This window comes from Roseimicrobium gellanilyticum, from assembly GCF_003315205.1.
Taxonomy (GTDB): Bacteria; Verrucomicrobiota; Verrucomicrobiia; order Verrucomicrobiales; family Verrucomicrobiaceae; genus Roseimicrobium; species Roseimicrobium gellanilyticum.
The window spans coordinates 39,212-61,942 of record NZ_QNRR01000007.1 but is presented as its reverse complement, the minus strand read 5'-3'; the positions used below and the strand labels follow the sequence as shown (position 1 = coordinate 61,942).

The window sequence follows — 22,731 nt, the reverse complement described above, 5'->3', positions numbered from 1 at the left end:
CCTCGAATCGATGTAAACGGTTCAAAATCAGTCGCACCCATAGTTCAACGGATAGAACAGCGGTTTCCGGAACCACCGATCCAGGTTCGATTCCTGGTGGGTGCACCAACCTTGAAGCATACGAATGCTTCTTACGCAGGCTGACCCCTGCAAAGGTGGCCTAGCAGGCTCTCCAAATCACCCGAGAGCGCCCTCCACCGCGTGAGACTTAGGTCCCAAGAGACCGAAAACCAGTTGCACGAGGTAAATACAAACGTAAAAACTCATAAACCTCATGAGTTTCTACGTTAAAATACCTCACACCCCGCATGCAGAAGAGCCTTGTGAACAGGGGCGGCTCACCGCTTACCGCAGCCGTTCTCAATCCCACAGGGAAGCACGGCCTTGAGCGCCCCTGCCGTTCGCCAGTTCCCATCTGCAGCCGCCAAGGAACAAGAACTCAAGTTCCATGTGCCGCAGCACGTGACGGATTCCTTCCGGCAGTGGCTTGGCATGACGCTGCAGCCACATCGGAGCCATGCGGAAACCACGGTCTGCTCAATCTATTTTGATACTCCAGAGGGCGTGTCCTTCCTGGAAAAGGCGGCAAGTGACTTCCGCAAAACCAAATATCGCGTGCGCTGGTACGCCGACGGAGCAGGTCAGCCGCTGTCCGTACCCGCCTTCATCGAGATCAAGGAGAAGCACGGAGCCGCACGCCGGAAGTTCCGCTGCCCTCTTCCCATGACGGGCGCTGAGCTGGCGCGCACGTCCTTTCGCGATCCATCGCTCACCGGCTTGTTCCAACGGCACTCGCCTCCAGGGGCGGAGACACCCCCGGCCAGCCTGCGTCCCGTGCTGGAACTCCGCTACCTGCGGCGGCGGTACCATCACCCAATCTTTCCCGACAGCTTCTGTCTGGACGAGAACATCCGCTGCGTGCGCACGCATCCCGCCGCGGCGCCGTCGGGGTCAGAGCGTCCGCTTCCGCTCGCGGTCTTCGAACAAAAGGGGCCCTCACGTGAGGCGGTGCCGCTTCTACAGGCATTGCCACGCTTTGGGGCACGCCGTGCCGCTCTCTCGAAATACTTCCTCATTATGCTGCAGCTTCTCCCCCATTCCCGCCACTCATGACCATTGCTGATCTTCGCGAGGCCGCGAATACCATCATGTTCGGCGGTGACACACGCCGCGTGGCAGATCTTGGCCTCTTCACTCTGAGCCTCGCCCTGGGTGCGGCGTTGTTATCTTCGCTGCTGCTCTCCTGGGCCTACAGCGCCTTCTACGGGTCACGTGCGACCGGAAGCAATGTGCACCGTTCCTTCCCCCTCATCAGCATTGCGATTACCGCCATCTTCATCTGCGTGCAGTTCTCGCTGCCGCTGTCCCTGGGTTTGCTCGGCTCGCTGTCGATTGTGCGTTTCCGCACTCCCATCAAGGAGCCGGAAGAAATCGGCTTCATCATGCTGGTGATCGCGTCTGCTCTCTGCTGCGCTTCCTTCAATGTGGCCTTCCTCATCGCCATTCTCGGAGTCGCGATGGTGGCACTTCTCGTTCTGCGGTGGAGCCCGGCCTTCCTGCGTCGTCGCGCCGGCTCCGGCACGCTGGTCATTCGCTGCACTGGCGAGCAGTATCGCGAGGCCCTTCCTTCGATGATCTCTCTCATCGAATCGCACTTGAGCAAGCCCACCTTCGACAGCCTCTCCACCGCGGAGGACGCCTGCGTGCTCACGTGGTCGTTTCAAAAAGTCTGTCTTGTGAAATCCGCCGAGCTTGAGCGGAAGCTCCAGGAGACACTGCCCCAGGCCTCCGTGGGTGTGTACTACAACAATCACGCCAACGCCTGATTCACTGCGTGATGAGCCAGCTCCCGTCTCCCATCCGTCGAAAGAAGCAAGCTTGCCTCCTCGGCGTTTGCGTCGCGTCCCTGCTCGCACTGTCACTCGGAATGGAAGAATGGAGCACGGCAGGAATGCTGGGCTACGAGCAGCGTGCCCGCCCCGAGCTCATCCTTGGCGTGGACAAGATCTCGGAACGCCAGGCCGCGATGCTGCAAGCCGGCCTGCTGAAGATGAGCCACACATTTGCGACACCAGAAGAGCTGGCCTCCGATTCATCCGCCGCCATTGCACTCTACGGAAAAAGTTGCCCGTCACCTCAGCAGGCGCTCCTCGCGAGGAGCATGCCTCCTTCCACAGCGCTCCTCCCCGCCCGAGGAGAGCTGGCTCCAGACATCACGGTCATTTCCCTCGTGTGCCGTGCTCAGGATCTCTTTGATGCGGAGTCAGGCATCATTGCCAACAAGGAAGAAACCGGACAGGAGTGGGAGCGGCCAGCCTGGCTTAGTGCACAGCGAGGCAGCCACCTGCTGGTGGAGAGCCCAGTGGGTTTGCGTGTCCATGGCGGGTTCAATCGCAAGACTCCGCAGACGAGTTTTCGCCTCGTCTTCCACAGCAGCTACAGCGGTCATGACGCAGCTCCCGCAGGACTGTTCTTCGGTGGCGATTCTCCGGCGTCCACGGAATTCATCCTGACCAATGCCGCACATCCCAGCCGATTTAACGCAGCGCTGGCCACCGAAATCGCAACGCTCGCAGGCTGCCATACGTCACGCTGCACCCCGGCAGTGGTGTATTTGAATGGCACCCGCATTCCTGCCCCTTACTTCATCTATCAGCGCCAGTCGGAAGAGTTTGTGAAGGATCGCTTCGGACTTGCCGATGTGGATTGGGTTCGACTGAAGTCGCGACGTCCCAACGAGAATGAAAACTACATCATCTGGCGGAAATGGATCCGCCGTGAGCGGTATCCCATTTCCATGGCAGAAGAAGGTGCCCGCTTCGATCTGGAAGAGCTGAGCGCATGGGTGCTGGCCATGACCTTTACTGCCACCACGGACAACAACCAGGGTGGCTACTTCCGTGATCGCAGCTCTTCAGATGCCGTGTGGCGCACGCTCACTTGGGACATGGATCAGGCCTTCAATGAGATCGTGCAGGTGGTCGACGGACGGCGTATCAACTACAGCGAGCAACCCTTCGAAGCCATCATCGGAGACCGGGCCCGGCTGTTCTTCCGGCTCATTGAAGGCTCCTCCGAATACAGGGACTACTTCCGGCGTTTCGTACGTCACAAGCTGGAAAGCAGCCTCACCCAGGAAAACCTCGGTTCACTTCTTGAGCGCTATGTACACATCGCCAGAATGCAGCCGGACAAGGCTCCGGAACTGCTCGACGCACTGGCGCGAAGCCGCGAATTCCTGACCACGCGCCGCGATACGTACCTGCAATACGTGGAACAGCGCCTGCAGCAGGCCGAGGAATTTCATCGCAAGCGACTGGCGCAAGTCACGGAGAACTAGCACCCAGTCCCTCGGTGCAAGTCTCTAGTTTATGCACGACGCGGATCGCACACCTTGATGTGCAGACCAGGACTTACTTCCGCTCAGGTCTTGAGTCACTCGCGTCCAGCTCACCCCGCAGCATCTGCCCAATCCTTCCCACAAGCCACAGATAGTGATCGCTCTTCAATGAAGGATCCGCGAGGAACTTGGTGGCGTCGGAGTTGGGAGGATTGTTGCTTGTCTTGAAGATCGCCGTGGCTTCGTCCACTTCATCGAACATCGCCACATACAGCATCTGCGAACCCGCACGCTTCGCAGCAATTGCCTGGGACCAGAGGAACTGTCCTCCGAGGCGTGGAATGGCATCAAACTTCGCCTCCTGACCACGTCCCTTGGAGAGATTTACCCAACTGAAACCCGGAAAAATCACCGGCAGGTAATCCACCTTCTTTTCCTGGCACCATGTGACATCCGGTTTCAGAACTTTCTCCACGCGATTGGCAGCGTCCTGAGGTGTCGCCAGACGGCCTACCGCCCATGGACTCACGATGTCAGCTCGTGTGATGAGTTCGTGGAGCTTCGGATCAGAAATGCTGTCGCGATCCAGTGTCCGCCAGTGGTACGGCACGCCCAGCATCACACTGCATCCGCCATACTGCGCATCGTCCTTGAAGAAGGTGAGCAAAGCTGACCACTCCTCCAGCGTGAGCGGACTTTCCTTGAAGCCCAATCCCCACAGCGAGATCAGCGGTTTCCCATGATGCCGGAAATACGCAGCGTCCGAGCCGTCGCGCGCCACGCGCTTCTCATCGACCAGGCGTTTCCAGTCTTCGATGACTCTCGTGCTCTCACCTGCCTTCAACCCGGTGAGATCATACATGAGGATCCAACCACGCCCTGTGGCATTCGCAGCGGCCCGGCAGTGGGCCAGCACCTGGTCCATGGGATCGCGGAAACGCTTGTCCTTCGTCTGCACGCCGAAGCGTTGGAGAAAGGCGCCATCGATGCCGTAGTCTCGCATCCACTCGAAGTGCCTGCGCACCGTAGCTTCCTTCACAGAGCTGAAGACATGCGCCACACTCCCGTCTGTATGTCGGAAAGGGGTGGCGAACTTCTCCTCCTCGGTAAGTTCAGAAACATCCGGCCACATTTCAATGCCGGCGAACCCCGGCTCGAATTTTCCTTTCGCCCCGTAGTGGTGCCAGCCGTTGTTGCTGCCATCGCCCTCACAGCGAAACCATCCTTGGTATCCCGTCACGACCTTACCAGTGATGGTGGAGGTATCGACACGCGATACATCCGCAGCGGAAGCCATGGAAAAGCCCAAGACGGCCGAGACGACGAGAATCTGGAAAAACGACATTGCCCCCGACCATGGCATCCACCTTCTGGAGTTCAAGGCTTCATGAAGCCAGCACGACCCCAAAGGCTACCGGCCACGCACTCCCAGGAGCCTGGCAATGGGTCGCAACATGCGGTGCCGCCAGAGCCACGCCAGCGGGCCTTTCAGGGCCACAGTGCCAGCTGCTTTATCCCGTGCCTTTTCACGCATCCGGTCGCGCTCAGCCCGATGGCGCTGACTCTCCTGCTGGACGCCTTTCAACTTGCCACGCAGCTCCGCGACCGAGTGTTCGTTTGCGGTGGAGGAAGCAACCGCCCGGGCCAATTCTGTTTCGAGCCCCGCCTTGGCTTCGGTCAGCTTTCCCATCTCGTGCTGCAAATAATCACGAGCACTTTCCAGTTCAAACGTGCGGAACAGTGGCGGACTGAGTTTCTCAATCATCACGGCAGCGGCCCTGCACTCGCTCTCCACATCGCCTGCGGGACATGGCGAAGCGAGAACTTCCTCGTACAAGTCAATCCACTGACCAATCACGTGCTCCAGATTGAGCTCCTGGCGCGCATATCGGCCGGTCCCTTCGCAGGCGGCAGCGTCATACTGGCGTATCCCGGTAAGCAGACACTCCACCGTCATCGGCAAGGAGAGGCAGCGTCGCCCAAAGTTGTCGCGACGCAGACGATCAAAATTCTCCGTCGTCACCAGTGGCCCCACCCCCTCCACGCCACAGAGCACCGTGGCACAGCCGGTCGCCAGTGATTCCATGGCGCAGCGGGCCTTGGCAAAGACGATGTCATACTCCTTCAACACGCGCTCCGGATCGTCGACCTGATGCAGCACTCCGGAGCCGATGACATCGAGCTCCAATCCCGCCTGTCTACAGGCCTCACGCACTACAGGGAGGAAGGTATGCTCTGCCGCGTAGTTGCTGAAGAGGAGCGCCCGTTTCGGCGCTGGTGGAAGCGGAGGACGCGGAGTGAACCGGGCAAGATCCACCGAGTTGCCGATGAATCGCACCTCTTCCAAAGGACACTGAAGGTCCCCCGCCACTCTTTCCCTGCAGAGATCATCCACGCCCACATACGTCAGTACCCGGGGGAACACGGGCGCTTCCTCCTGCCAAAAGAGGGAGGCGTGGCAGACGAAGAGCCCCCTCGCCTTTCTGCAAGCCAGCAGCGCCATCACCGTCATGAAATTGTGATGACCATGAATGAGAACAGCATCGCGCGGCAGGTCCTCTGACCGGGTCACCACGGGCACTCCTGCCTCCCGCAGTTCCTCCGCCAGCGGTCCAGTCTTCAGTGAGAAGATGGTCGGCTCCCAACCCCGCTCTTTCAATCCGAGCGCCAGGTCACGGATGTACAACTCCATGCCGCTGCGACCGCCGAGCATCCAGTTGGTGAGGACGATGGAACTCATGGCGCGCCGCAATCTCTTTCTACGAGATCAAATTTCATGGTGCGCCCCCTTTAAAATCAAAGGGGAAAAAGTTGGTGGCAGAGGGGAGAATCGAACTCCCGACCAAGGGCTTATGAGTCCCCTGCTCTACCGCTGAGCTACCCTGCCACAAACACGACGCGGTCCATCGTGAGCCGGAGAGGTTAGGCGGAAGAAGCCGCTTGTCAAACCTCCAGCACAAATTCTCCAAGGTTCTTTTTACGGACTTGGAATGCCGGGAGGGGCCCGATCAACCCGCCCGCTGGCTGGAAAGCTTGTCCAGCTCTGTCTCGATGGTACGTAAGGTGACGTCCAGATCCGCAAGCTGCTCCTGCAGGGTATGGTGCCGCTTTTTCTGCTCCGCCAACCGTTCGCGGGTGGGCTGCAGGATGGAGGCCATGCCCGCGTACAGGTCTCGCACCTCCTGCCGGATCTCCCCTTCCAGGGCATCGTGCAGCGACTTCTCTGCCTCCTTCAAGCGTTGATCCACCACTTGGGAAGCCGTGCGCAGCAGACGGTGGCAGGCGAGCGCCAGGCCACCTCCGCTGAGCAGGCCCACGCCTGCGAGCACAGCTCCATAGACGCCCAGGCCTTGCGTCACCAGCGCTATCCCCCCCATGAGGGCCACCAACATGATCACTACGGAATTCCGGGCCAGCTTGCGGGAGCGAGCAAAGACGGGCGCCACTTCCTTCTCCACTCCCAGGTGATATACCACCCGGTGCAGCATGTCCTCCAGATGCTGGCGGAGTCGATGGCGGTGCGTTTCCCAAAAGGAAGCATCAGGCCGGAGTTCCTCCCGCACCTGCACCTTCAGCCCGGCGCCGAACTGGCCGCTGAGATGGTCAGCAGCAGCTCCCACATCGTCTTCGATGATCTTGGACGCCTGCACCCATCGGGAGGCATTCGGCTCCCAGACCTGGTCGAGCACCTCGCGCTCCAGGCCTTTCACGCTACGCTTCTCCTTCAGCATGCTGCCGTAGGCCGCAGGAAGGCTCAGCATCTTCTGCACACGGCCAGCAACCTCTCCCGCAGCACGGCCAAAATCTGTGGATGATGCGTCAATGGTGCCAGTGAGCTTGGAGTGCGAACGCTCTTCAATTGCGGCAAATTCAGCTTCCAGTTCGCCCAGCAGCCGGGACTTTTCCTCGCGGCTGGCGATTCGGCCCGTGGCGGTAGATTGCAGGGCCACAAGCAGCTCACGCGCCAGTTTCAATGCATGAGCCATCTTCCCGGCGCGCTGGGCATTGCCGCCGATGGTCTTGGAAATGTGCGCCTCCAGCTGTGGGAAACCACTGCTCAGGTAAAGTCTGTCGCGGTCGAGGCCTGAGCTGCGTGAAAGGTAGGCGCTCTTGGCAGAAACGGGGAAGACAGGAAACTCCCGGCCGAAACGCTGCCGGCTGAGCTGCTTCATGTAGTCCAAAATCGAGGACACCTCCTCTGCCGTGCGCAGGTCACACTGGCCCAGCACGAAGATGACGTGCCTCATCCAGTCCTTGTGCACTCGCTCCAGGAACTGCCACGCCGAGGCACCCCAAGGATTGATGGCCGAGAAGACGAACAACACCAAGTCCGACGCCGGGATGAAGCGCTCCGTGATTTCCTGGTGCTCCTTCGCCACGGAGTTTGTACCAGGCGTGTCCACCACATGGAAATCCTTGAGGAACTCAACGGGAACAAAGACCTCCTCCAGGGTGCGGGTAATGGGCACCCGCTTCACCTTTGGCCCATGCTTATAAAAAAAGATCCGGTCGGTAGTGGGAATGACTCCGGTGCTGGAAAGGTCCGCGCCGAAGAGGGCATTCAGCAGCGTGGACTTGCCCACGTTCACCTCACCCACGACGACAAAGACAAAGGGCTCATCCAGGCTCTTCACCAGGTTGTCGAGCATCGTCACATGCTCGTCTTTGGCACCGGCATCTGGCGCGAGCTGCGCCAGGGAATCCAGCGCCTGCTCCAGCCGGTTGCGCAGCCCCAGGAAATCCTGGCCTATCATCCTGCCCTGGCTGGTCTCCATGCGTCTTTTCGGGTGAGGAAAGGCGATGGCTCAGTGTCCTAGCGCAGAGGTGCGGCTCCCCCCTCTGAAGGGATGCCGTTCACAGCCGGGGGCTGGCCTTTCAGGAAGGGGATCGGCGCATCGCTGGGTACGGAAGGTACAATCGATCCATTGGGGTTGAAGGGAGCCGGATCCGACGAAGGCGCGACGGCTGTCACTGAAGAGGCCGGGGCACTGGATTCCATGTTCAGAAGCTGGCTCACCGTCACAAACTTGAAGCCCTTGGCCAGGAGCTGGTCGAGCGTGCCGGGCATGGCGTCCACGGTGGGTGCATGCAGGTCATGGCACAGCAGGATGGCACCGGGGCGGGCGCCATTCACCAGTCGGCTGGTCACCACGCTCACGCCGGGGCGCTTCCAATCCTGCGGATCCACGGTCCAGAGGATGGTGCTGTAGCCGTACTCGTTGTGGAACCATTCCTTCAAGCGGGCATTCGTCGCACCGCCCGGCGGACGGAACAGGCGGGTGTGATACCCGGCAATGTCCACCAACGCCTTGTGTGTCTCGCCAAGCTCGCGGCGAATGCGGTCATCCGAGACCTTCGTGAGCGTGGGGTGAGTCAGGGTGTGGTTGGCAATCTCATGCCCCTCGGCAAGGATGCGGCGGATGATCTGCGGATACTCCTTCGCCAACTGGCCGACGACGAAGAACGTCGCCTTGATGTTGCGCTGGGCGAGGATGTTCAGCAGGCGCGGGGTGTTCGTGGGATGCGGGCCGTCGTCAAAGGTGATGGCGATGTACGGGCCATTCACGTTCACGGAGGAGTAGGTGTTCCTCGCGCCGGGCGGCGGCACCTTGGGAATGGTGTAGTAGTCCGGATTGCGCATGCTGCGTCCGCTTCCGGGATTCGCCGGAGGTTGCGCCGGACGGTTCTCAGCAGCCACCGGAGGGCGGACTTCCGCCTCCTTCTTGCTGAGAGTTGAGCAGCCGGTTTGCGCGCCTGCCATGACTACACCGACCCAAATGGAAAGGAACATGCGCTGAGAAATCACGATTGGGGGATTTTGTATGGAAAGTGGAACACACGGGCCCTTGGCCACGCCTGGGAAGAGTCACCCTAAGCCATGAGCCCGGGATGGAAAGCAGGAAATTGAGTAGGTGTGCCGCCTACAAGAAGCGGCCGAGCACCGGCTTGAGCCGTGCCGCGCTCTCCTCCGGCCACAGCTTGCGGTCGGTGATGATAGCAGTGTCCAGAGCGTGGTGCTCCGGCCAGTTCGCCTCCGTGGGGATGCGTGGGATGACCTGGGCGAGGATGTGCTTCGCCGTGGCGGAGTTGGCATGCAGGTGTCCCAGCAGGGCCTCCACGGTCACAGGCTCCTCATCGGTCTTCCAGCAGTCGTAGTCCGTGACCATGGCCAGGGTGGCAAGGGCAATCTCCGCCTCACGGGCGAGCTTGGCCTCGGGCAGGTTCGTCATGCCGATGACGTCGAAGCCGAGTTGGCGGTTGGCATTCGACTCGGCTCGTGTGGAGAAGGCCGGACCGTCCATGCACACATACGTACCACCATCATGAACGGTGCTCCCCGCGGCACGCGCCTCCTCCACCAACAGGGTGCGCAGGCCAGCGCTGATGGGATCGGCAAAGCTCACGTGCGCAACGATGCCATTCCCAAAGAAGGTATGATGCTCCCGACGCGAGGTGCGATCAAAGAACTGGTCCGGCACGAGGATATTGCGAGGGTGATACTCCTCCTTCAGGCTGCCCACGGCAGTCACGGCGATGATCCAGCGCACGCCCAGGGAGCGCAGTGCCCAGATGTTCGCACGATGATTCACCTCGGTAGGCAGCAAGCGGTGCCCGCGCCCATGCCTCGGAAGGAAATAGACATGCCGCCCCGCCATGGTGCCGCCGATGATGCGGTCCGAAGGCTCTCCAAACGGTGTGGGCACATGCAGCTCCTCGCTCTGGGTGAAACCCTCGATCTCATACAAGCCACTGCCACCAATGATGCCGATGGCCGGGATGCTGTCCGTATCCGTCTTTTGCGCGCTACTCATGCGCGAGTGTAGCATGCGCGGCGCAGGCGCAAGTGATAGAAAGTAGCAGGCTTCTCCAGAAGCCTCTCAGTCGGCGCGTCACTGAGCTATCCACTCTCCCGACAATGCCCCCGCATGTCTGGTTCCCTCAATCAAGTCATGGGCAAGGCAATGGTGAAAGGCTTCTGGAGAAGCCTGCTACATTAGGGATTACTCCGCCGCGAAGACGCCCGAGGCCGCCTTCACCGAGATGCCTTGGTTCTTCGCGTAGGCTCGCGCCGCAGCCTCTTTCACGGCAGCCGCATTCTTTCCCGCAAATCTCGCCTCCAATGCATCGTGCAGGGCAAAGGCCCCGGGATACATCAGCTGGCGTGTGGTGAGCAGGGGATGCGCGCCGATTCCCTTCAACTTCTCTGCGAAATAGCTCTGGCTGATGCAGGCGAGCACGACGGCGGGCTTCGGCTCCGCACCTGCTGGTACGGGTGAAGTTTTCGCTGCAGGCCAGTCCACATTGAACTCCATGAGTCCATTGTGTCCGATGTAGGCAACCAGCGCCGCATCTCCACCAGCCTTCAGCGCGTTCTCGCCTGCCTTCACCACTTCTCCACCGAGCCCGCCCGCCGCATGCACGAACGCCTGCAGACATGGCTTGATCTCCCTGCCCCGCCACGCATCGGCGATGAGGTAGGTATCCCGCTCGCGATGCTTGAACACCACACGTTCCAATATCTCGGGCCGCGGTGATGCCACGGCAGGAAGCCGCTTCCACTTCTTGCTCGCGGAAAACCAGGAGCGCACTCCCTCCGAGCAGCCCCAATAAAGATTCGCGTCCGGTTTGTCACCATCACCAATCTTGGCTGGCACAGGCACGATGCCCTGGGAGGCGTTGTCGCAAAGAGCGACGAAGACGTGGATGACTTCGGCTGCGTGTAGAGGCGCAACGAGAATCAAAGAGAACAGCGAGAGACAGCATGCCAATCCGTTTTTCGAAAGTCGCATGGCATCAGGTCACCATGAAACAGTGTGCACGCAACAAGAGGTCTCTTTACAATACGCCAAGGAAGTGGAGCGCGGTATTCACCGCGCCCCACCGAAAACTCAGTAATGCGACTTGCCCGCTACTTGATCGGCGAGAAATCCGTCGCCTTCATGTAGATGGACTTCACGCCGTCGGGCTGCGGAATGGTCAAGGAGCCGTCCTTCTCGCTCTCGCCCTTGGCTTTGATCCAGTCCGGGTCCTGACGGAAGGCCCCGAAGGAGGCCAGTCCAGCTTCCTTGCTCTCGTGCTTGAGCAGATAGATGAGCTTGTTCTTTGCGCCCTTGTCCTCGTCCATGACCACAAAGTACGGAAGATTGGTCATGCCGTGCTTTTCAAAGAGCTTCATCGTGTGATTGCGGAAGCGGGAGTGCAGCGCCTCCAGCTTGCCATCGGGCGTGGTGTAGATGCGCAACTCGTAGACCGCAGGGCCGCTACCGGCACCAACCTTCACAGGCGGTGAGAAATCCGTGAGTGTCATGAACACGGACTCCGGCGCCTTGGCCAGGATCTTGCCATTCTTCTCACTGGCCTCGCGCACCGTCTTCCACTCCGGATCCTTGGCAAAAGCGCCAAAGGACTCCTTCGCAGCCTCGCGGCTCTTGTGCTCGAGGATGTAGATAAGCGTGTTCTCCGATCCGTTCTCCTTGTCGATGGGCACCCAGTAGCCAATGTTTTTCATGCCGTGCTTTTCGAAGAGCTTGCAGGTGTGATCCCGGAAGCGTGTGAGCAGGTCCGGCAACTTGCCCTCGTTGGTGACGTAGGTGCGAAGTTCGTAGACGGGTGAATCAGCAGCAGGGGCCATGGCGGCGAATAGCAGGGAGCAGAGGAGGATGGCTAGGCGTTTCATGAGAATGAGAATGAGAGTCGTCGAGGATGAAGGAGTGCGATGAAAAGGTCAATGCGGGTATCGAGGCGTCGAGAAGTCGCACTACTTCCGCGCCTGCTGGAAGAGCCAAGTCCACACCTCCTCATTGTCATAGGTCTGGGTCCACGAGTCATGCAGTGCCTCGGGATAGATGGTGACCTTCACATTCGCGCCGCCACCGTTGCGCTTGAACCACTTCTCCGCCATTTCGGTAAACTCGACCGGCACCACGGGATCCTTTGCACCATGGAAGATCCAGATGGGCAGGTCCTTCAGCGGGCCAAACTTCACCACGTTGATGCCCGCACCTCCGCAAATGGGAACCGCTGCGGCAAAGACATCCGGATATGCGGCGATGGTATCGAACGTGCCAAATCCGCCCATGCTGATGCCAGTGAGATACACGCGCTTCGCATCCACGCGGTAGTCTTTCTTCAATTGATCCACGAGGGCCTTCACGCCATGCGGATTCCAGAACTCTCCGGACGGCACCTGAGGTGCCACGACGATGGCGGGAATCTTCTTCCCCGCAGCGATGAGCTTTGGTGGCCCGTGTTTCTTGAGCAGTTCCAGATTGTCCCCGCGCTCCCCTGCCCCATGCAAGAAGATGACCAGTGGCCATTCCTTCGCCTTGTCTGCGCCATAACCTTCCGGCACCGTCAGCGTGTACTTGTAACCCAGCTTGATGGTGATCTCGCTCTCAAAGGATTTTGCTGTCGTGACAGGAGCTTCTGCAAAGAGGCTGCCAGCGACGCAAAGCGCGGCACAGGAAAGGGGGATGAAAAATCGCATCTCGGGCAAACGCGAAGCCACGCGAGCATCTTGCGCGCACGCGGAAAAGTCACACCGTGCTTGACCCCATCCCGGAGTATCTCCAGCATGTCCCTTCACCTTGTCCGCAAGCCAGACATCCCCAGCATCACATTTCATTCCTCATGAAACGCACAGCCTTCATCACCCTGCTGGTCGCCGCCACGGTCGCAGCATTTGCCCAACCAGCCCACGCCATCACCAAGGTCGCCTGTGTGGGTGACAGCATCACCGCCGGCGCCGGCGTGAAGGATCCCGCCAAGCGCTACCCCACCCAACTCGGCGGATTACTCGGCAAAGACTATGAAGTGAAGAACTTCGGCGTCAGCGGCTCCACGATGCTCGATCAGGGGGACAAGCCCTACAAAAAGGAAAAGGCCTTCACACAAGCGCTGGAGTTCAAACCGGACATCGTGATCATCAAACTCGGTACGAACGACAGCAAACCGCAAAACTGGGCCAAGAAAGAAGGCTTCGCCGCCTCCACCAAATCCCTCGTGGAAGCCTTCCAGAAGGCAAACCCCAAGGCGAAGATCTACCTTTGCACGCCGGCCCCGGTGATTAGTTCCGGAAACTTCGGTATCCGCGAAGAAATTGTGAAGCCCGAGATTATCCCTCTCGTGAAGCAGGTGGCCAGTGAAATGAAGCTCGATGTGATCGACATCTACAGCGCCCTCGCCGGCAAGGATGCGCTGCTCCCTGATAACGTGCATCCCAATGATGAAGGCGCCACGGTGATTGCAAAGACGGTCTACGACGCGGTTTCCAAGCCCCGCTCGTAAGCGACGCGAACTGCTCCAGTGGGTGTGGCCCGATGAATGCCGGTCACACCCGCGCTTCCACCAGTTCCTTCAGCGTATCCACGATGTAGCTGGTGTTCATCTCGTGCACCTCGAGCTTGCGGCCGATCTCCGGCACCAATGTGATGGTAAGTTCACCTCCGAGGTGCTCACGGAACTCTTCCAGCCCCGCAAGGATCACGAGTTCTCCATCTTTGGTGGATTCAAGGAGCTGGGGCGCATAGGTGGCGAAGCCCACGCGACGGATGAGCGAAATGATGCGCTGCGCCGTAGCGTCATCCAGGATGCCGGCCTTCACGGAGTACCGCAGATCCACTGCCATGCCGATGGCCACGGCCTCGCCATGCTTGATTTCGAAATGTGATACCTGCTCCAGCTTGTGCGCCACCCAGTGACCAAAGTCGAGCGGCCGCGCTGAGCCCAGTTCGAAGGGGTCACCATTCGTCGTGATGTGCTCCACGTGCAGCTCGGCACTGCGGCGCACCGCACGCTCCACGGCATCCGGCTCCAGCTCAGCGAGCGCATCCGCGTTCTGCTCGAGCCAGTGATAAAACTCAGCATCACGAATGAGCGATACTTTGATGGCCTCAATGAGTCCGCAACGCTTCTCCCGAATCGGCAGGGTCTCCAGCAGAGCGAAGTCATTCACGATGGCATACGGAACGGAGAAGCTGCCGACCCAGTTCTTCTTGCCAAAGTAATTCACACCATTCTTCACCCCCACGCCGCCATCACCCTGGCTCAACGTCGTGGTCGGGAAGCGGACGTGGCGGATGCCACGGTGCGCCGTGGACGCGGCGAAACAAACGAGATCCAGCACCGCTCCTCCGCCAATCACAAACACGAGGGAGTGGCGATCCAGGCAGGCCTCACTGATGGCTTCCCAGCACTGCTGGACAATGGCGAAGTCATTTTTGCAGGTCTCCCCGCCGGGCACAATCACCGCCGGCGCTGCGAGCGAAAACACCGTCGAGTGCGCTGCCGCATAAGCCTCCAGAGCGGGAAGCAAATCTGGCCGGGCTTCGGCTACGTGGCTGTCCACAAACACCAGCGCCTTTGTTACCCGGTCACCTTCGCGGGCAGAGGCCAGCAGGTCGCGCAGCACATGATTCTCAAGCCCAAACATGTCCCGTGTGAACAGGACGCGCTGCGCATACTCTACCTTAAATGTTCTCTCCAGCATTCTCTCTTAGTGGTACTCTTGCAAAAGTCGGGCGGACGCAAACGGGTCACGTGGCGGCAATCTTGCGCTGGGCCAGCACTGCACCCTGCATGGCCACGAGGCACAGGATGGATGCAATGAAGCTCACGGACGCCACCGCAGCGGCATCCACGAGGCAGATGGAAGCGAGCAACAGGCTCACTGCACGGCCAATCCACTTGGGATTTTCCCGCATCCAGTTTAGGGCGGTGTGCACAGTCACCAGCGAGGCCACCGCGAACACCACGACCAGCCATGCCTGATGCACACCTGCATACCAGAGGGCCGCTACGGCTGGAGCCAGCAGACTCAGCCCGCCCGCCACCTGCTGGCTCTTCGGAGCCTTGCCCGTGAGCGATTGGTGCACCTTGGACTCATACCGGGCCGCCAGGCTGACTCCCACGATGTACGCTCCAAGGGCCATGGCCTTCACGCATAGCTCGCGATGTTCGGTCCAGTCCAGCCCGCCCGTCACCGCAGATCCCGCCACCAGATACAGTAGGGTCCGGCAGCTCCCCATGAGGAGCACGGAGCCAGACCATGGCTTGTGAAAGAGGTCATACGCCACAATGGCAGCCACCAGCGCGCCTGTCAGCCAGATGCAGGCACCGGCACCCCATACGGCCATCGCCGCTCCCCCCAGCAGCATGGAGAGCCCCGCCGACCAGGCCGCAGCCAGCGAGACTTTTCCGCTGGGGATGGGACGTGCTTTGCGATTCTCCCGATCCCACCGCACGTCCGCCGCATCATTGAGGATCATCCCGGCCGTGTACATCAACGACCCACCCACGAGCAGCCATGCCAGGGGCTGCCATTCCGGTCCACCGAAGCCCAGCAGCCAGCCCGCAAGCACATTCGTCCAGACCGTGGGCAGGTTGGAGATACGGGCAAGTTCGAGCCAGGGGCGGAGCATGGAAACGGAAGCGGGGGAGGCGAGTAAAGCAGGGATGGTCCAATACGCCAGTCTCAAGGGCTGCCAAGCCCCTGCAAACAGGCGGTAGGAACAATACCCGTCCCCGCCCCGGATTTGGACTTCAGGATTGAGATTTGAGCAGAGGCCAGCCCCCCGGCGGTGGTCACTTCACCTCTCCATATCCCTTGCTTGTCTTCTCCAGGATCAGCTTCGCCTCCTGCCGTTGTGCTGTGGCTTCATCGGGGAACACCTTGCGCTGCTCCTGTCCATTCGTGCCGATGCGGCCAAAGCGCACCACCAACGTGGTACCATCCACACTCACTTCCCAGAACTTGCTCGAAGTACCACTCACCAACTCAAAGCGACGCACTGGGACAGAACCTGGGCTGGCGGCCGCCACCACCGGGGTGGACTCGCGAGATTGGGGGGAAGCCGTCACAGTAGCAGGCTCCGTAGGCAAGCCCGAGGGCTCGAGCGTGGCATCGATGCTGCTTGGCGGCACCGGAGCTAGCGATTCCTCTTCGACCTCGTCCTCGATCTCCACCTCTTCCACTTCTCCACCGAGCGCGCGTTCGATGCGTGCAATCACTTGCGGCGCATCTTCAACCCAGTCCTTCGTCAGCACGTGCAGCACGCGCCAGCCAAAGGCTTTCAGCAACCCCGACCGCGTGAAGCTGCGCTCCTGCACATCCGCATTCGCATAATGCTCGGCGGTATCGATCTGGATGGCCAGCATGTAATGCCCTGCCACCGCATCACGCACGGCAAGATCACAGCGGAACCGCGATTGCCCTACCTGCACGTCTGCCTGATGGCCACGTGCACGCAAAGCTTCTGCCAGCTGTATGGCGACCACATCCTGCACCGATGCCGCGCGCAATGACTGCCGGTTGAGCGGGTTCACCCCCTCCAGCACCTGACGTGCGTGCCGCAGCTCCCCACGCGAAGTGTGCTCGGCGTAGTTCAGGAAATTCTTGAGCGCAGAGGCTCCGTCATTCCAATCATTCGTGACATCCACATGGCGGATGCTGCTCACCACGGCCATGTGATGCTTCGCACGGGAGAAGATGACGTTCAGCCTCTTCTCTCCACCTTTCTGATTGATGGGGCCGAAGTTCATCAGCATGCGGTGGTTCGCATCATAGCCGTAGCAGATGCTTAGCAGGATGATGTCGCGCTCATCGCCCTGCACATTCTCCAGGTTCTTTACGAACAAGCCCACGAACTGATCTTCCTCTTCGCGGTTGTACTCCGCCTCCAGGCGCGTGGCGAATTCAGCATCCTCACCAGCGAGACGTTCCAGCGCATCCTCAATCGCCGTCTGCTGTGCTTCGGAGAATGCGACAATGCCCAGGCTGAGTTTCGTGCCCTGCCGCAGGAGCGTGCGCACGAGATTCGCGATGTAGTTCGCCTCATCGAGGTTGCGACGGTTCTCATAGATGCCACGCTCCATGCGATGGAAGCTGATGCTGCGCGCCAGCAGCTTGGCAGCATTCGTCTCCGCATCTGCGGATGCCTTGACCACAATATCCCCAAGCCCCTCAGCCACGGGACGGCGATCCGGAATGGTCAGCAAATTGCCACTGTAGAAGGACGCGTTCGAGAACGAAATCAGCGCTTCATAGCGACTGCGATAGTGCCACGCCAGCAATGTCGAGGGCAGACTGGCCGCCGATTGCGTGAGGAAGCTGTCTGCATCCAATGAGATGGCAATCTTCTCGCCCTCCTCCTCGACGGTAACCTCTTCACCATCGCCATCACGACTGCTGGCGAAAAAGCTCGTGGGAGGAAGCTGCATTTCATCACCCACCACGATCACCTGTTTTGCACGGTAGAGGGAGGGAATCGCCTCCTCCAGTGGCACCTGGCTGGCTTCATCGAAGATCACCACATCAAACAGACCCGGATCCAACGGCAGCGTATCTGAGACACTGAGCGGACTCATGAGCCACACAGGCTTCAGCCCGCGAATCACCTGTCCCGTGGTGCCGGTCGCCAGGTCACGAATCGAGCGATACCGCATCGTTTTTCCAAACTCATGCTCGAGGTCGCGACGTCCCGAGCTGAAGGTCTTCTTGAAAATCTTCTGCTCAGGCGTGAGCTGCGCCGCGGGAAGAGAAGACACCTGCACCTGCTCCAGGAAGGCATGCTTCACCCCATGCCGGATGGAAGCCGCATTCTGATCCAGCAACGCCGCGTGCGCCTTGTGGAATCTCGCAATGCGCTCCGCCAGTTGCGGCCCATCAAATCGCGCCGCATGACGATCATCACGCCAACAAGAACGCAACCCCTTGCGCGCCATGGCGAACTCCAGTGCTGGTACAGGCAGCGGCACCCGGCGCACCGCATCCGCAAACGCGGGCGGCGTTTCCCCCAGCTCACGCAGAATACCCGCGAGTTCCGGCAGCAAATCCGCGCTCTCCCTCAGCGATGCAACAACGTCACAAAGCTCGGCAAACTTCGGCGTATTCGCGTCATGCAGCGCGGCACTCAACACCCTCTGCAACTCACGAGAATCTCCATGCGCCGCCGCGAGTGCTTTTGCCAACTCCAGTCCCTCATCACTCGCACACAGCTTGCGCAAGACACCCCGCAGCACTGGTGGCGCCTGCTCAAGGCGCTGCCGTAGCGCGGCCATCTGATCCACGAAAGCCGGCAAGTCATCAATGTTCCATTCGGTTGCCGCACGCTGGCGCACCTGCGCCACGCCAGCTTCCGCCTCCTGTGTCTTTGCCAGCGTACCCAGCACCCGTGAGAATGCCGGCGGCACCTTGTGTTTGGAGAAGTCGTAGCGAGCATTCATCAGCTTGCGGAGCCTCCACCACGTGGGCTTCAGGAAACGAAAGAGGCTGTTCTCCGTCGCCTTCGCCTGGGCAATCGCCTCCTGCACATCATCCGGCGGCAGGGGGTCACGCCACCCTTCAGATTTCGTCGCGGCCTCACGATGAGCATCCGTCTTCGTCTGGAGCTCCTTCTGTAGGGATGCAAAGGCCGTGACCTTGGCATTGCCACTGCCATCGAGCGCAGCCATCAGCCCGCGCTCGGCAAGGGGACGTGCGTCATGCGCAAACTCCACCGCCCCGGCGAAATGTCCCAGCGGCAGCGCCTTCACGGCTTCAGCATCCCCGGCGAGGGACAGGCTCGACTCAAGAGAATCCAGCAAATCTTCCACAGCATCCAGTGACTCTCGCAAGGTGGCGATCGGGCGCTCGGACTCCAGCACCTCCTGACTCACATGGCGCAGGGGATGCTCTGCGAGTACTTCATCCTCGCCCAAGTCCACGAGCGCCTGCCTCAGCCTGCGAGCCACGTCACCGCATTGCTTCCATAGTGCGTACTCAGGCAGCAGTTCTTCCGTGGATACATCCAGCTCCTTTGGATTGCTCAACACATCTTGTTGGGACACCTCCGGCCTCAATTCGACAAGGCGCTGCAGAATCTGGTGCGCACTCGCCCCCATGCCCGCCTTGGCCGAGACCATCACCTCTCCAAAGCGCTTGATGGATTCCAGCTCCTGCTCCAGTCGCCTGACAATCTCCTGCCGCACCTGGGTCACATCACCATCCTGCGCCTGCTGCAGGAATCCTTCATAGGTCTGCTTCAGATTTTGGATGAAGGCCTTCTTATCCGTCTGGGAGTCATGGATGAGGCAGCAAAGTTCATCCAACCCCTGCTGACGCAGGCGATGGAAGACCACATCGATGGCCGCACGCTTTTCGCAGACGAAGAGCACGCGCTTCCCCCGAGCGATGTTATCCGCGATCAAGTTCGTGATGGTCTGGGACTTGCCCGTACCCGGCGGCCCTTGAATGATAAAGCTGCGTCCGTTGCGTGCCTTCGCCACTGCAGCCGCTTGCGCCGCGTCGCAAGCCACCACGAAATGCTGCTCCTTCAGGGGGATGGCAGGTGGGGCGCTATCCTGCTCACGTGGAGCGATGGAGAAGATGGTGTCGAAGACCTCGCTCGCCGGATCATGTTCCAGAAGATGCTCGTAGTCGTGCACCAGCGACATCTTGCGGTAGTTGAAGTTCGCCAGCGTCAGCGAGCACAGATCAAATTCCCACGCATAGGGATTGGAGGAGGAGATGCCCTGCTCCAGGGTGTACGTCTCGCTGGAAGTTTCCATCACGCCCGGCGCCGGCGAGTCACTCTGGGGCTCCACGATGAAGTCCATCGGCAGAGAACGCTCACCCATTGAACCGCCCGCCGCCAGACGCAACGGCATGGGTTGCGGCTTCACCTTCTCCAGAAAGAGCTGCAAGCCGAGAGGGCGATAATCTTCCTTCTTGTAGCTGTAGGAGACCTTGCGCGCGATGGGTTTCCCCGTCTTCAACATCTGCCGCTTGCGGAACTGATCCACCCGCAGTCGCGCCCGTTGCTGCACCAGCTTGATCTGCGGATTCTCCACACATCTCAATGTCACGCCGGGCTCGCTTGCTTGAATCTGCGCCCGAAGTTCCTCGTGGAATTGCCGCAGGGTGGTCTTCTGCAAATCCACCTCCTCTGGGAGATCCAAGTTGTACACTTCCTTCAAGTGGAAGCGGAGCGCGGGATTCACCTCCGCGATACCCGTATCGATAGGATCCAACGTGTAGCTGTCCCGCACCCCCTTCTTCTTGGTGAGTTCCACCGGCAACAGGAGCAGCGGCGACTCGATCACCTCATTGGGTGACTCCTTGAGATTGTGCCAGCGCAGGAACACCAGCACGAGCCGGAGCTGGGCAAAGCCATACTCAGCGCGATCGCGACGTGCTTCACTGAGAATCTTGTCCAACATCCCGTTGAGATAAGGCTGCTCCTCGAAACGCAGGTACTTGCCCAGCGGCATCACTTTCCCCTGCGACACGAGGGTCTCGATCTCCGGGTGCCAGTAGCAGAGCTGCTCCGGTCGCACGTTGCGATAGTCCAGCAGCGTAGGCACTGAGGCCACCGTGAGATTGAGCGACTGCTGCGTCGGCTTGTAATAGATGAGCCGATTGCGTCGGGAAATCTCAAAGAGCCGGTCGCGCAGGCGTGCCTGAATCAGCTTGCGCCGACCGCTTGGCGTCGCTTGCTCCAAACCCGCGATGCGACGCACGTCAAAGTCATCCGGCTGCTCGCGATATGTCTCCAGTCTCTTGAGCAGAGAAGCCAGGTCGCATGCACGGCGGTGCCGGTTGAGTTCGGTCATCTCCTCAATGACCGCAGCCACCACCGGATGCAGCCGTGGATGCAGATTGAAAAGATTGTGCCGGTGATTGGCAAAGAGCCGCACGTCCTCCACATCCGTGAAGTCCAGACCACACGCCACGCTGGCGAGCACCTGTCCCAACAGGAAGACGTCCGTGAGCACGTCATGGTGTCCCACACGCAGCTCCCAGCAGCCGTAGTCCGGCACATATGCCGGCCGGGTCAGCGGCTTGTCTTCACCTCCGACGGAATCGTCCGTGTAGTTGACGCTCGCCTCATCCAGGTCGGTCTCCTGCGTGCCATGGCCCGTCACCTCCAGGGCCCGGCTCAATGGAGCCTGCAAAGCCTCCACCCTATCCGTGGCTTGCGTTGGCTCTCCTGCGAGGGCGGCATCAAAGCGAAGCGCGTTGTGATGCGCATCATAGGTTAAACCACCAGCCGTGAGCGTTGCCACCTTGCCCTGTTCATGCACAGACTGCACCTGCCGCATGAGAGGCAGCATCACGGAAAGGACATCGTCCGTCTCCATGCCACCACGTTCGGTGACGCCCCGCAGCCACGGAAGAAAAGCTTTTCCAGCCTGGTCCATCACGCCTGTGCCTCCTCTTGTTTCGCCAGCAATTCCGCAGCGCCCGTGCGCAGTGCTTTGATCTCACGCACCTTCATATCCAGTTCCTTCCCCACCATTTTGTCGAATGCCTTCTCAATGCCCAGGCGGCTGCTCATCAGCAGGCACGCACGCAGAGGCATGTCATCAAGTTCCTCATCCACCGTGGCGAAGTCCAGCAGCACGGCCGCGAAATACTCCGCCTTGCCTTCCACATGGTCAGGGGCGTCCTTTTCCAGCGAGGCATCCGTCTCCTCATGCGGTTGGAGGTCGGAAAAGAACAACCGTGCATGCGCCATCACCAGATCAGTTCGGATCCACCGTGGCCGCAGCAATTGCGCGATCACACGACGAGTGAATGCCGAAAGAGCTTCCTGGGCCGGAAGATCCAGTTCATCGAGCGAGACAGGACCATTGATCATCCGCTCGATTTCTGCTTCTGCATCCTCGCCACGTTCGTGCCAGAGTGAGAGACAGTGTGCGCGCAGGAAGAGTTCCGGATGCGTCTGCCCTGCCGACTTCGTCCTCCAGGACTCGCATACTTCCGCCGCCTGTTTCAGATAGCTTTCGCCGCTCACTTCCGCCATTCCGGTCGCGGCCTTGACCAGCGCGGCCACCGTGACTGGCAGATTTCCCGTCACCTTCAGGGAGCCGCGATCCGCAAAAAGCTCCGTGTTCAGCCGCAGCCTCCGTGCACTCTGCAAATGCGATGCCTGCGCCCTTGGATCGCTGGCGCAGGCATGTGCGAGACGATCCACCGTGTGATGCACCCCACCCTCATGCTGCCACAGGATGAAGTGGGCCAGCTCATGCCCCAGCACCGCATGCAGTTCCCGCCCACGCAGAATGCCAAGCATGCTTCCATAAAAGACAATGTGGATCTCTCCCGGCAGCTGGCAGATGGCGGCATTGGGCGCCGGCACCGCCTCCTGCGATTGATAGAGCGTGATAGGCGTCGCAATGCCCAACGCCTCCGCCGCTTCCTTTGCGGCCGCCTGAAGCTCGGCATGCTGCGGCCCCTCCAGCCGATAGCTGGTGGTGAGCAGTTCTCGCCGTATCCCTTCGGTCACCTCAGAACGGTGGGCTGGTTCGGAGAACCACTGCCAGAGTTCCGGCTCCTGCTTCTGGAGAAAGCCCAAAAGTTCCGTGTGATAGCTGGTGGGGGAAAGCGACACCCGCGGAGATTATCAAACTCG

16 protein-coding genes and 2 tRNA genes are annotated in these 22,731 nt (G+C 60.2%); 5 read left to right on the top strand and 13 right to left on the bottom strand.

Annotation, left to right across the window (positions count from 1 at the left end):
* The first annotated feature begins 33 nt into the window (after window positions 1–33).
* From DES53_RS18920 to DES53_RS18905, 4 genes are all read left to right on the top strand, one after another.
* A tRNA-Arg gene (locus DES53_RS18920) sits at window positions 34–108 on the top strand.
* Window positions 109–384: 276 nt separating this feature from the next.
* Entirely contained in the window at window positions 385–1,113 is a 729-nt protein-coding gene (locus DES53_RS18915) for a VTC domain-containing protein (protein ID WP_113959873.1), read from the top strand.
* The gene (locus DES53_RS18910; protein WP_113959872.1) at window positions 1,110–1,826 is read left to right on the top strand and encodes a DUF4956 domain-containing protein; all 717 of its coding nucleotides are present in this window, start codon (window positions 1,110–1,112) and stop codon (window positions 1,824–1,826) included. The genes DES53_RS18915 and DES53_RS18910 overlap by 4 nt, the downstream gene beginning before the upstream one ends.
* A gap of 101 nt (window positions 1,827–1,927) precedes the next feature.
* Window positions 1,928–3,340, top strand: coding sequence for a CotH kinase family protein (locus tag DES53_RS18905; protein WP_170157220.1), 1,413 nt, complete (start codon window positions 1,928–1,930; stop codon window positions 3,338–3,340).
* Window positions 3,341–3,413: 73 nt separating this feature from the next.
* Here DES53_RS18905 and DES53_RS18900 read toward each other — a convergent pair whose 3' ends face one another.
* The 9 genes from DES53_RS18900 to DES53_RS18860 all read right to left on the bottom strand — a co-directional run bounded on the left by DES53_RS18900 (window position 3,414) and on the right by DES53_RS18860 (window position 12,827).
* Window positions 3,414–4,637: a glycoside hydrolase family 99 protein gene (locus tag DES53_RS18900; RefSeq protein WP_147263488.1), complete on the bottom strand. Its 1,224-nt coding sequence runs from the start codon at window positions 4,635–4,637 to the stop codon at window positions 3,414–3,416.
* Between the two features lie 114 nt (window positions 4,638–4,751).
* Complete coding sequence (locus DES53_RS18895) at window positions 4,752–6,080, bottom strand: glycosyltransferase (RefSeq protein ID WP_113959869.1); 1,329 nt, start codon at window positions 6,078–6,080, stop codon at window positions 4,752–4,754.
* Window positions 6,081–6,152: 72 nt separating this feature from the next.
* Window positions 6,153–6,227 (bottom strand) — tRNA-Met (locus DES53_RS18890).
* 121 nt (window positions 6,228–6,348) lie between these two features.
* Window positions 6,349–8,115 (bottom strand): dynamin family protein, encoded by a 1,767-nt coding sequence (locus DES53_RS18885; protein ID WP_113959868.1) that lies wholly within the window; start codon window positions 8,113–8,115, stop codon window positions 6,349–6,351.
* Between the two features lie 38 nt (window positions 8,116–8,153).
* Window positions 8,154–9,131 carry a polysaccharide deacetylase family protein gene (locus tag DES53_RS18880; RefSeq protein ID WP_113959867.1) on the bottom strand — a complete coding sequence of 326 codons (978 nt, stop codon included), beginning with the start codon at window positions 9,129–9,131 and terminating at the stop codon, window positions 8,154–8,156.
* Window positions 9,132–9,261: 130 nt separating this feature from the next.
* Complete coding sequence (mtnP, locus tag DES53_RS18875) at window positions 9,262–10,152, bottom strand: S-methyl-5'-thioadenosine phosphorylase (protein WP_113959866.1); 891 nt, start codon at window positions 10,150–10,152, stop codon at window positions 9,262–9,264.
* A gap of 189 nt (window positions 10,153–10,341) precedes the next feature.
* Window positions 10,342–11,130: a hypothetical protein gene (locus tag DES53_RS18870; RefSeq protein ID WP_113959865.1), complete on the bottom strand. Its 789-nt coding sequence runs from the start codon at window positions 11,128–11,130 to the stop codon at window positions 10,342–10,344.
* A 119-nt stretch (window positions 11,131–11,249) separates the two neighbouring features.
* Window positions 11,250–12,017, bottom strand: a complete 768-nt coding sequence (locus DES53_RS18865; RefSeq protein WP_113959864.1) for an NIPSNAP family protein — start codon at window positions 12,015–12,017, stop codon at window positions 11,250–11,252.
* An 81-nt stretch (window positions 12,018–12,098) separates the two neighbouring features.
* Complete coding sequence (locus tag DES53_RS18860) at window positions 12,099–12,827, bottom strand: carboxylesterase family protein (RefSeq protein WP_113960156.1); 729 nt, start codon at window positions 12,825–12,827, stop codon at window positions 12,099–12,101.
* Between the two features lie 143 nt (window positions 12,828–12,970).
* On the opposite strand from DES53_RS18860, the gene DES53_RS18855 reads away from it, so the two are divergent.
* The gene (locus tag DES53_RS18855; protein WP_113959863.1) at window positions 12,971–13,627 is read left to right on the top strand and encodes a GDSL-type esterase/lipase family protein; all 657 of its coding nucleotides are present in this window, start codon (window positions 12,971–12,973) and stop codon (window positions 13,625–13,627) included.
* Window positions 13,628–13,670: 43 nt separating this feature from the next.
* Here the strand turns inward: DES53_RS18855 and DES53_RS18850 are convergent, their stop codons facing one another.
* The 4 genes from DES53_RS18850 to DES53_RS18835 form a co-directional block, all read right to left on the bottom strand.
* Window positions 13,671–14,828: a 3-dehydroquinate synthase gene (locus DES53_RS18850; protein ID WP_113959862.1), complete on the bottom strand. Its 1,158-nt coding sequence runs from the start codon at window positions 14,826–14,828 to the stop codon at window positions 13,671–13,673.
* A 46-nt stretch (window positions 14,829–14,874) separates the two neighbouring features.
* Entirely contained in the window at window positions 14,875–15,759 is an 885-nt protein-coding gene (locus DES53_RS18845; protein ID WP_113959861.1) for a UbiA family prenyltransferase, read from the bottom strand.
* 163 nt (window positions 15,760–15,922) lie between these two features.
* Window positions 15,923–21,517: an AAA domain-containing protein gene (locus DES53_RS18840; RefSeq protein ID WP_113959860.1), complete on the bottom strand. Its 5,595-nt coding sequence runs from the start codon at window positions 21,515–21,517 to the stop codon at window positions 15,923–15,925.
* Window positions 21,517–22,710: a M48 family metalloprotease gene (locus DES53_RS18835; RefSeq protein ID WP_113959859.1), complete on the bottom strand. Its 1,194-nt coding sequence runs from the start codon at window positions 22,708–22,710 to the stop codon at window positions 21,517–21,519. Before DES53_RS18835 ends, DES53_RS18840 begins: the two co-directional genes overlap by 1 nt.
* Between the last annotated feature and the right edge of the window lie 21 nt (window positions 22,711–22,731).

Bases quoted from the DNA above. Each gene is read 5' to 3' on its own strand.
- DES53_RS18850 (WP_113959862.1), bottom strand. From the start codon at position 14,828: ATGCTGGAGAGAACATTTAAGGTAGAGTATGCGCAGCGCGTCCTGTTC.
- DES53_RS18885 (WP_113959868.1), bottom strand. From the start codon at position 8,115: ATGGAGACCAGCCAGGGCAGGATGATAGGCCAGGATTTCCTGGGGCTG.
- DES53_RS18895 (WP_113959869.1), bottom strand. From the start codon at position 6,080: ATGAGTTCCATCGTCCTCACCAACTGGATGCTCGGCGGTCGCAGCGGC.
- DES53_RS18910 (WP_113959872.1), top strand. From the start codon at position 1,110: ATGACCATTGCTGATCTTCGCGAGGCCGCGAATACCATCATGTTCGGC.
- DES53_RS18845 (WP_113959861.1), bottom strand. From the start codon at position 15,759: ATGCTCCGCCCCTGGCTCGAACTTGCCCGTATCTCCAACCTGCCCACG.
- DES53_RS18900 (WP_147263488.1), bottom strand. From the start codon at position 4,637: ATGGCTTCCGCTGCGGATGTATCGCGTGTCGATACCTCCACCATCACT.
- DES53_RS18865 (WP_113959864.1), bottom strand. From the start codon at position 12,017: ATGAAACGCCTAGCCATCCTCCTCTGCTCCCTGCTATTCGCCGCCATG.
- DES53_RS18870 (WP_113959865.1), bottom strand. From the start codon at position 11,130: ATGCGACTTTCGAAAAACGGATTGGCATGCTGTCTCTCGCTGTTCTCT.
- DES53_RS18905 (WP_170157220.1), top strand. From the start codon at position 1,928: ATGGAAGAATGGAGCACGGCAGGAATGCTGGGCTACGAGCAGCGTGCC.
- DES53_RS18855 (WP_113959863.1), top strand. From the start codon at position 12,971: ATGAAACGCACAGCCTTCATCACCCTGCTGGTCGCCGCCACGGTCGCA.
- DES53_RS18860 (WP_113960156.1), bottom strand. From the start codon at position 12,827: ATGCGATTTTTCATCCCCCTTTCCTGTGCCGCGCTTTGCGTCGCTGGC.
- DES53_RS18840 (WP_113959860.1), bottom strand. From the start codon at position 21,517: ATGGACCAGGCTGGAAAAGCTTTTCTTCCGTGGCTGCGGGGCGTCACC.
- DES53_RS18880 (WP_113959867.1), bottom strand. From the start codon at position 9,131: ATGTTCCTTTCCATTTGGGTCGGTGTAGTCATGGCAGGCGCGCAAACC.
- mtnP (WP_113959866.1), bottom strand. From the start codon at position 10,152: ATGAGTAGCGCGCAAAAGACGGATACGGACAGCATCCCGGCCATCGGC.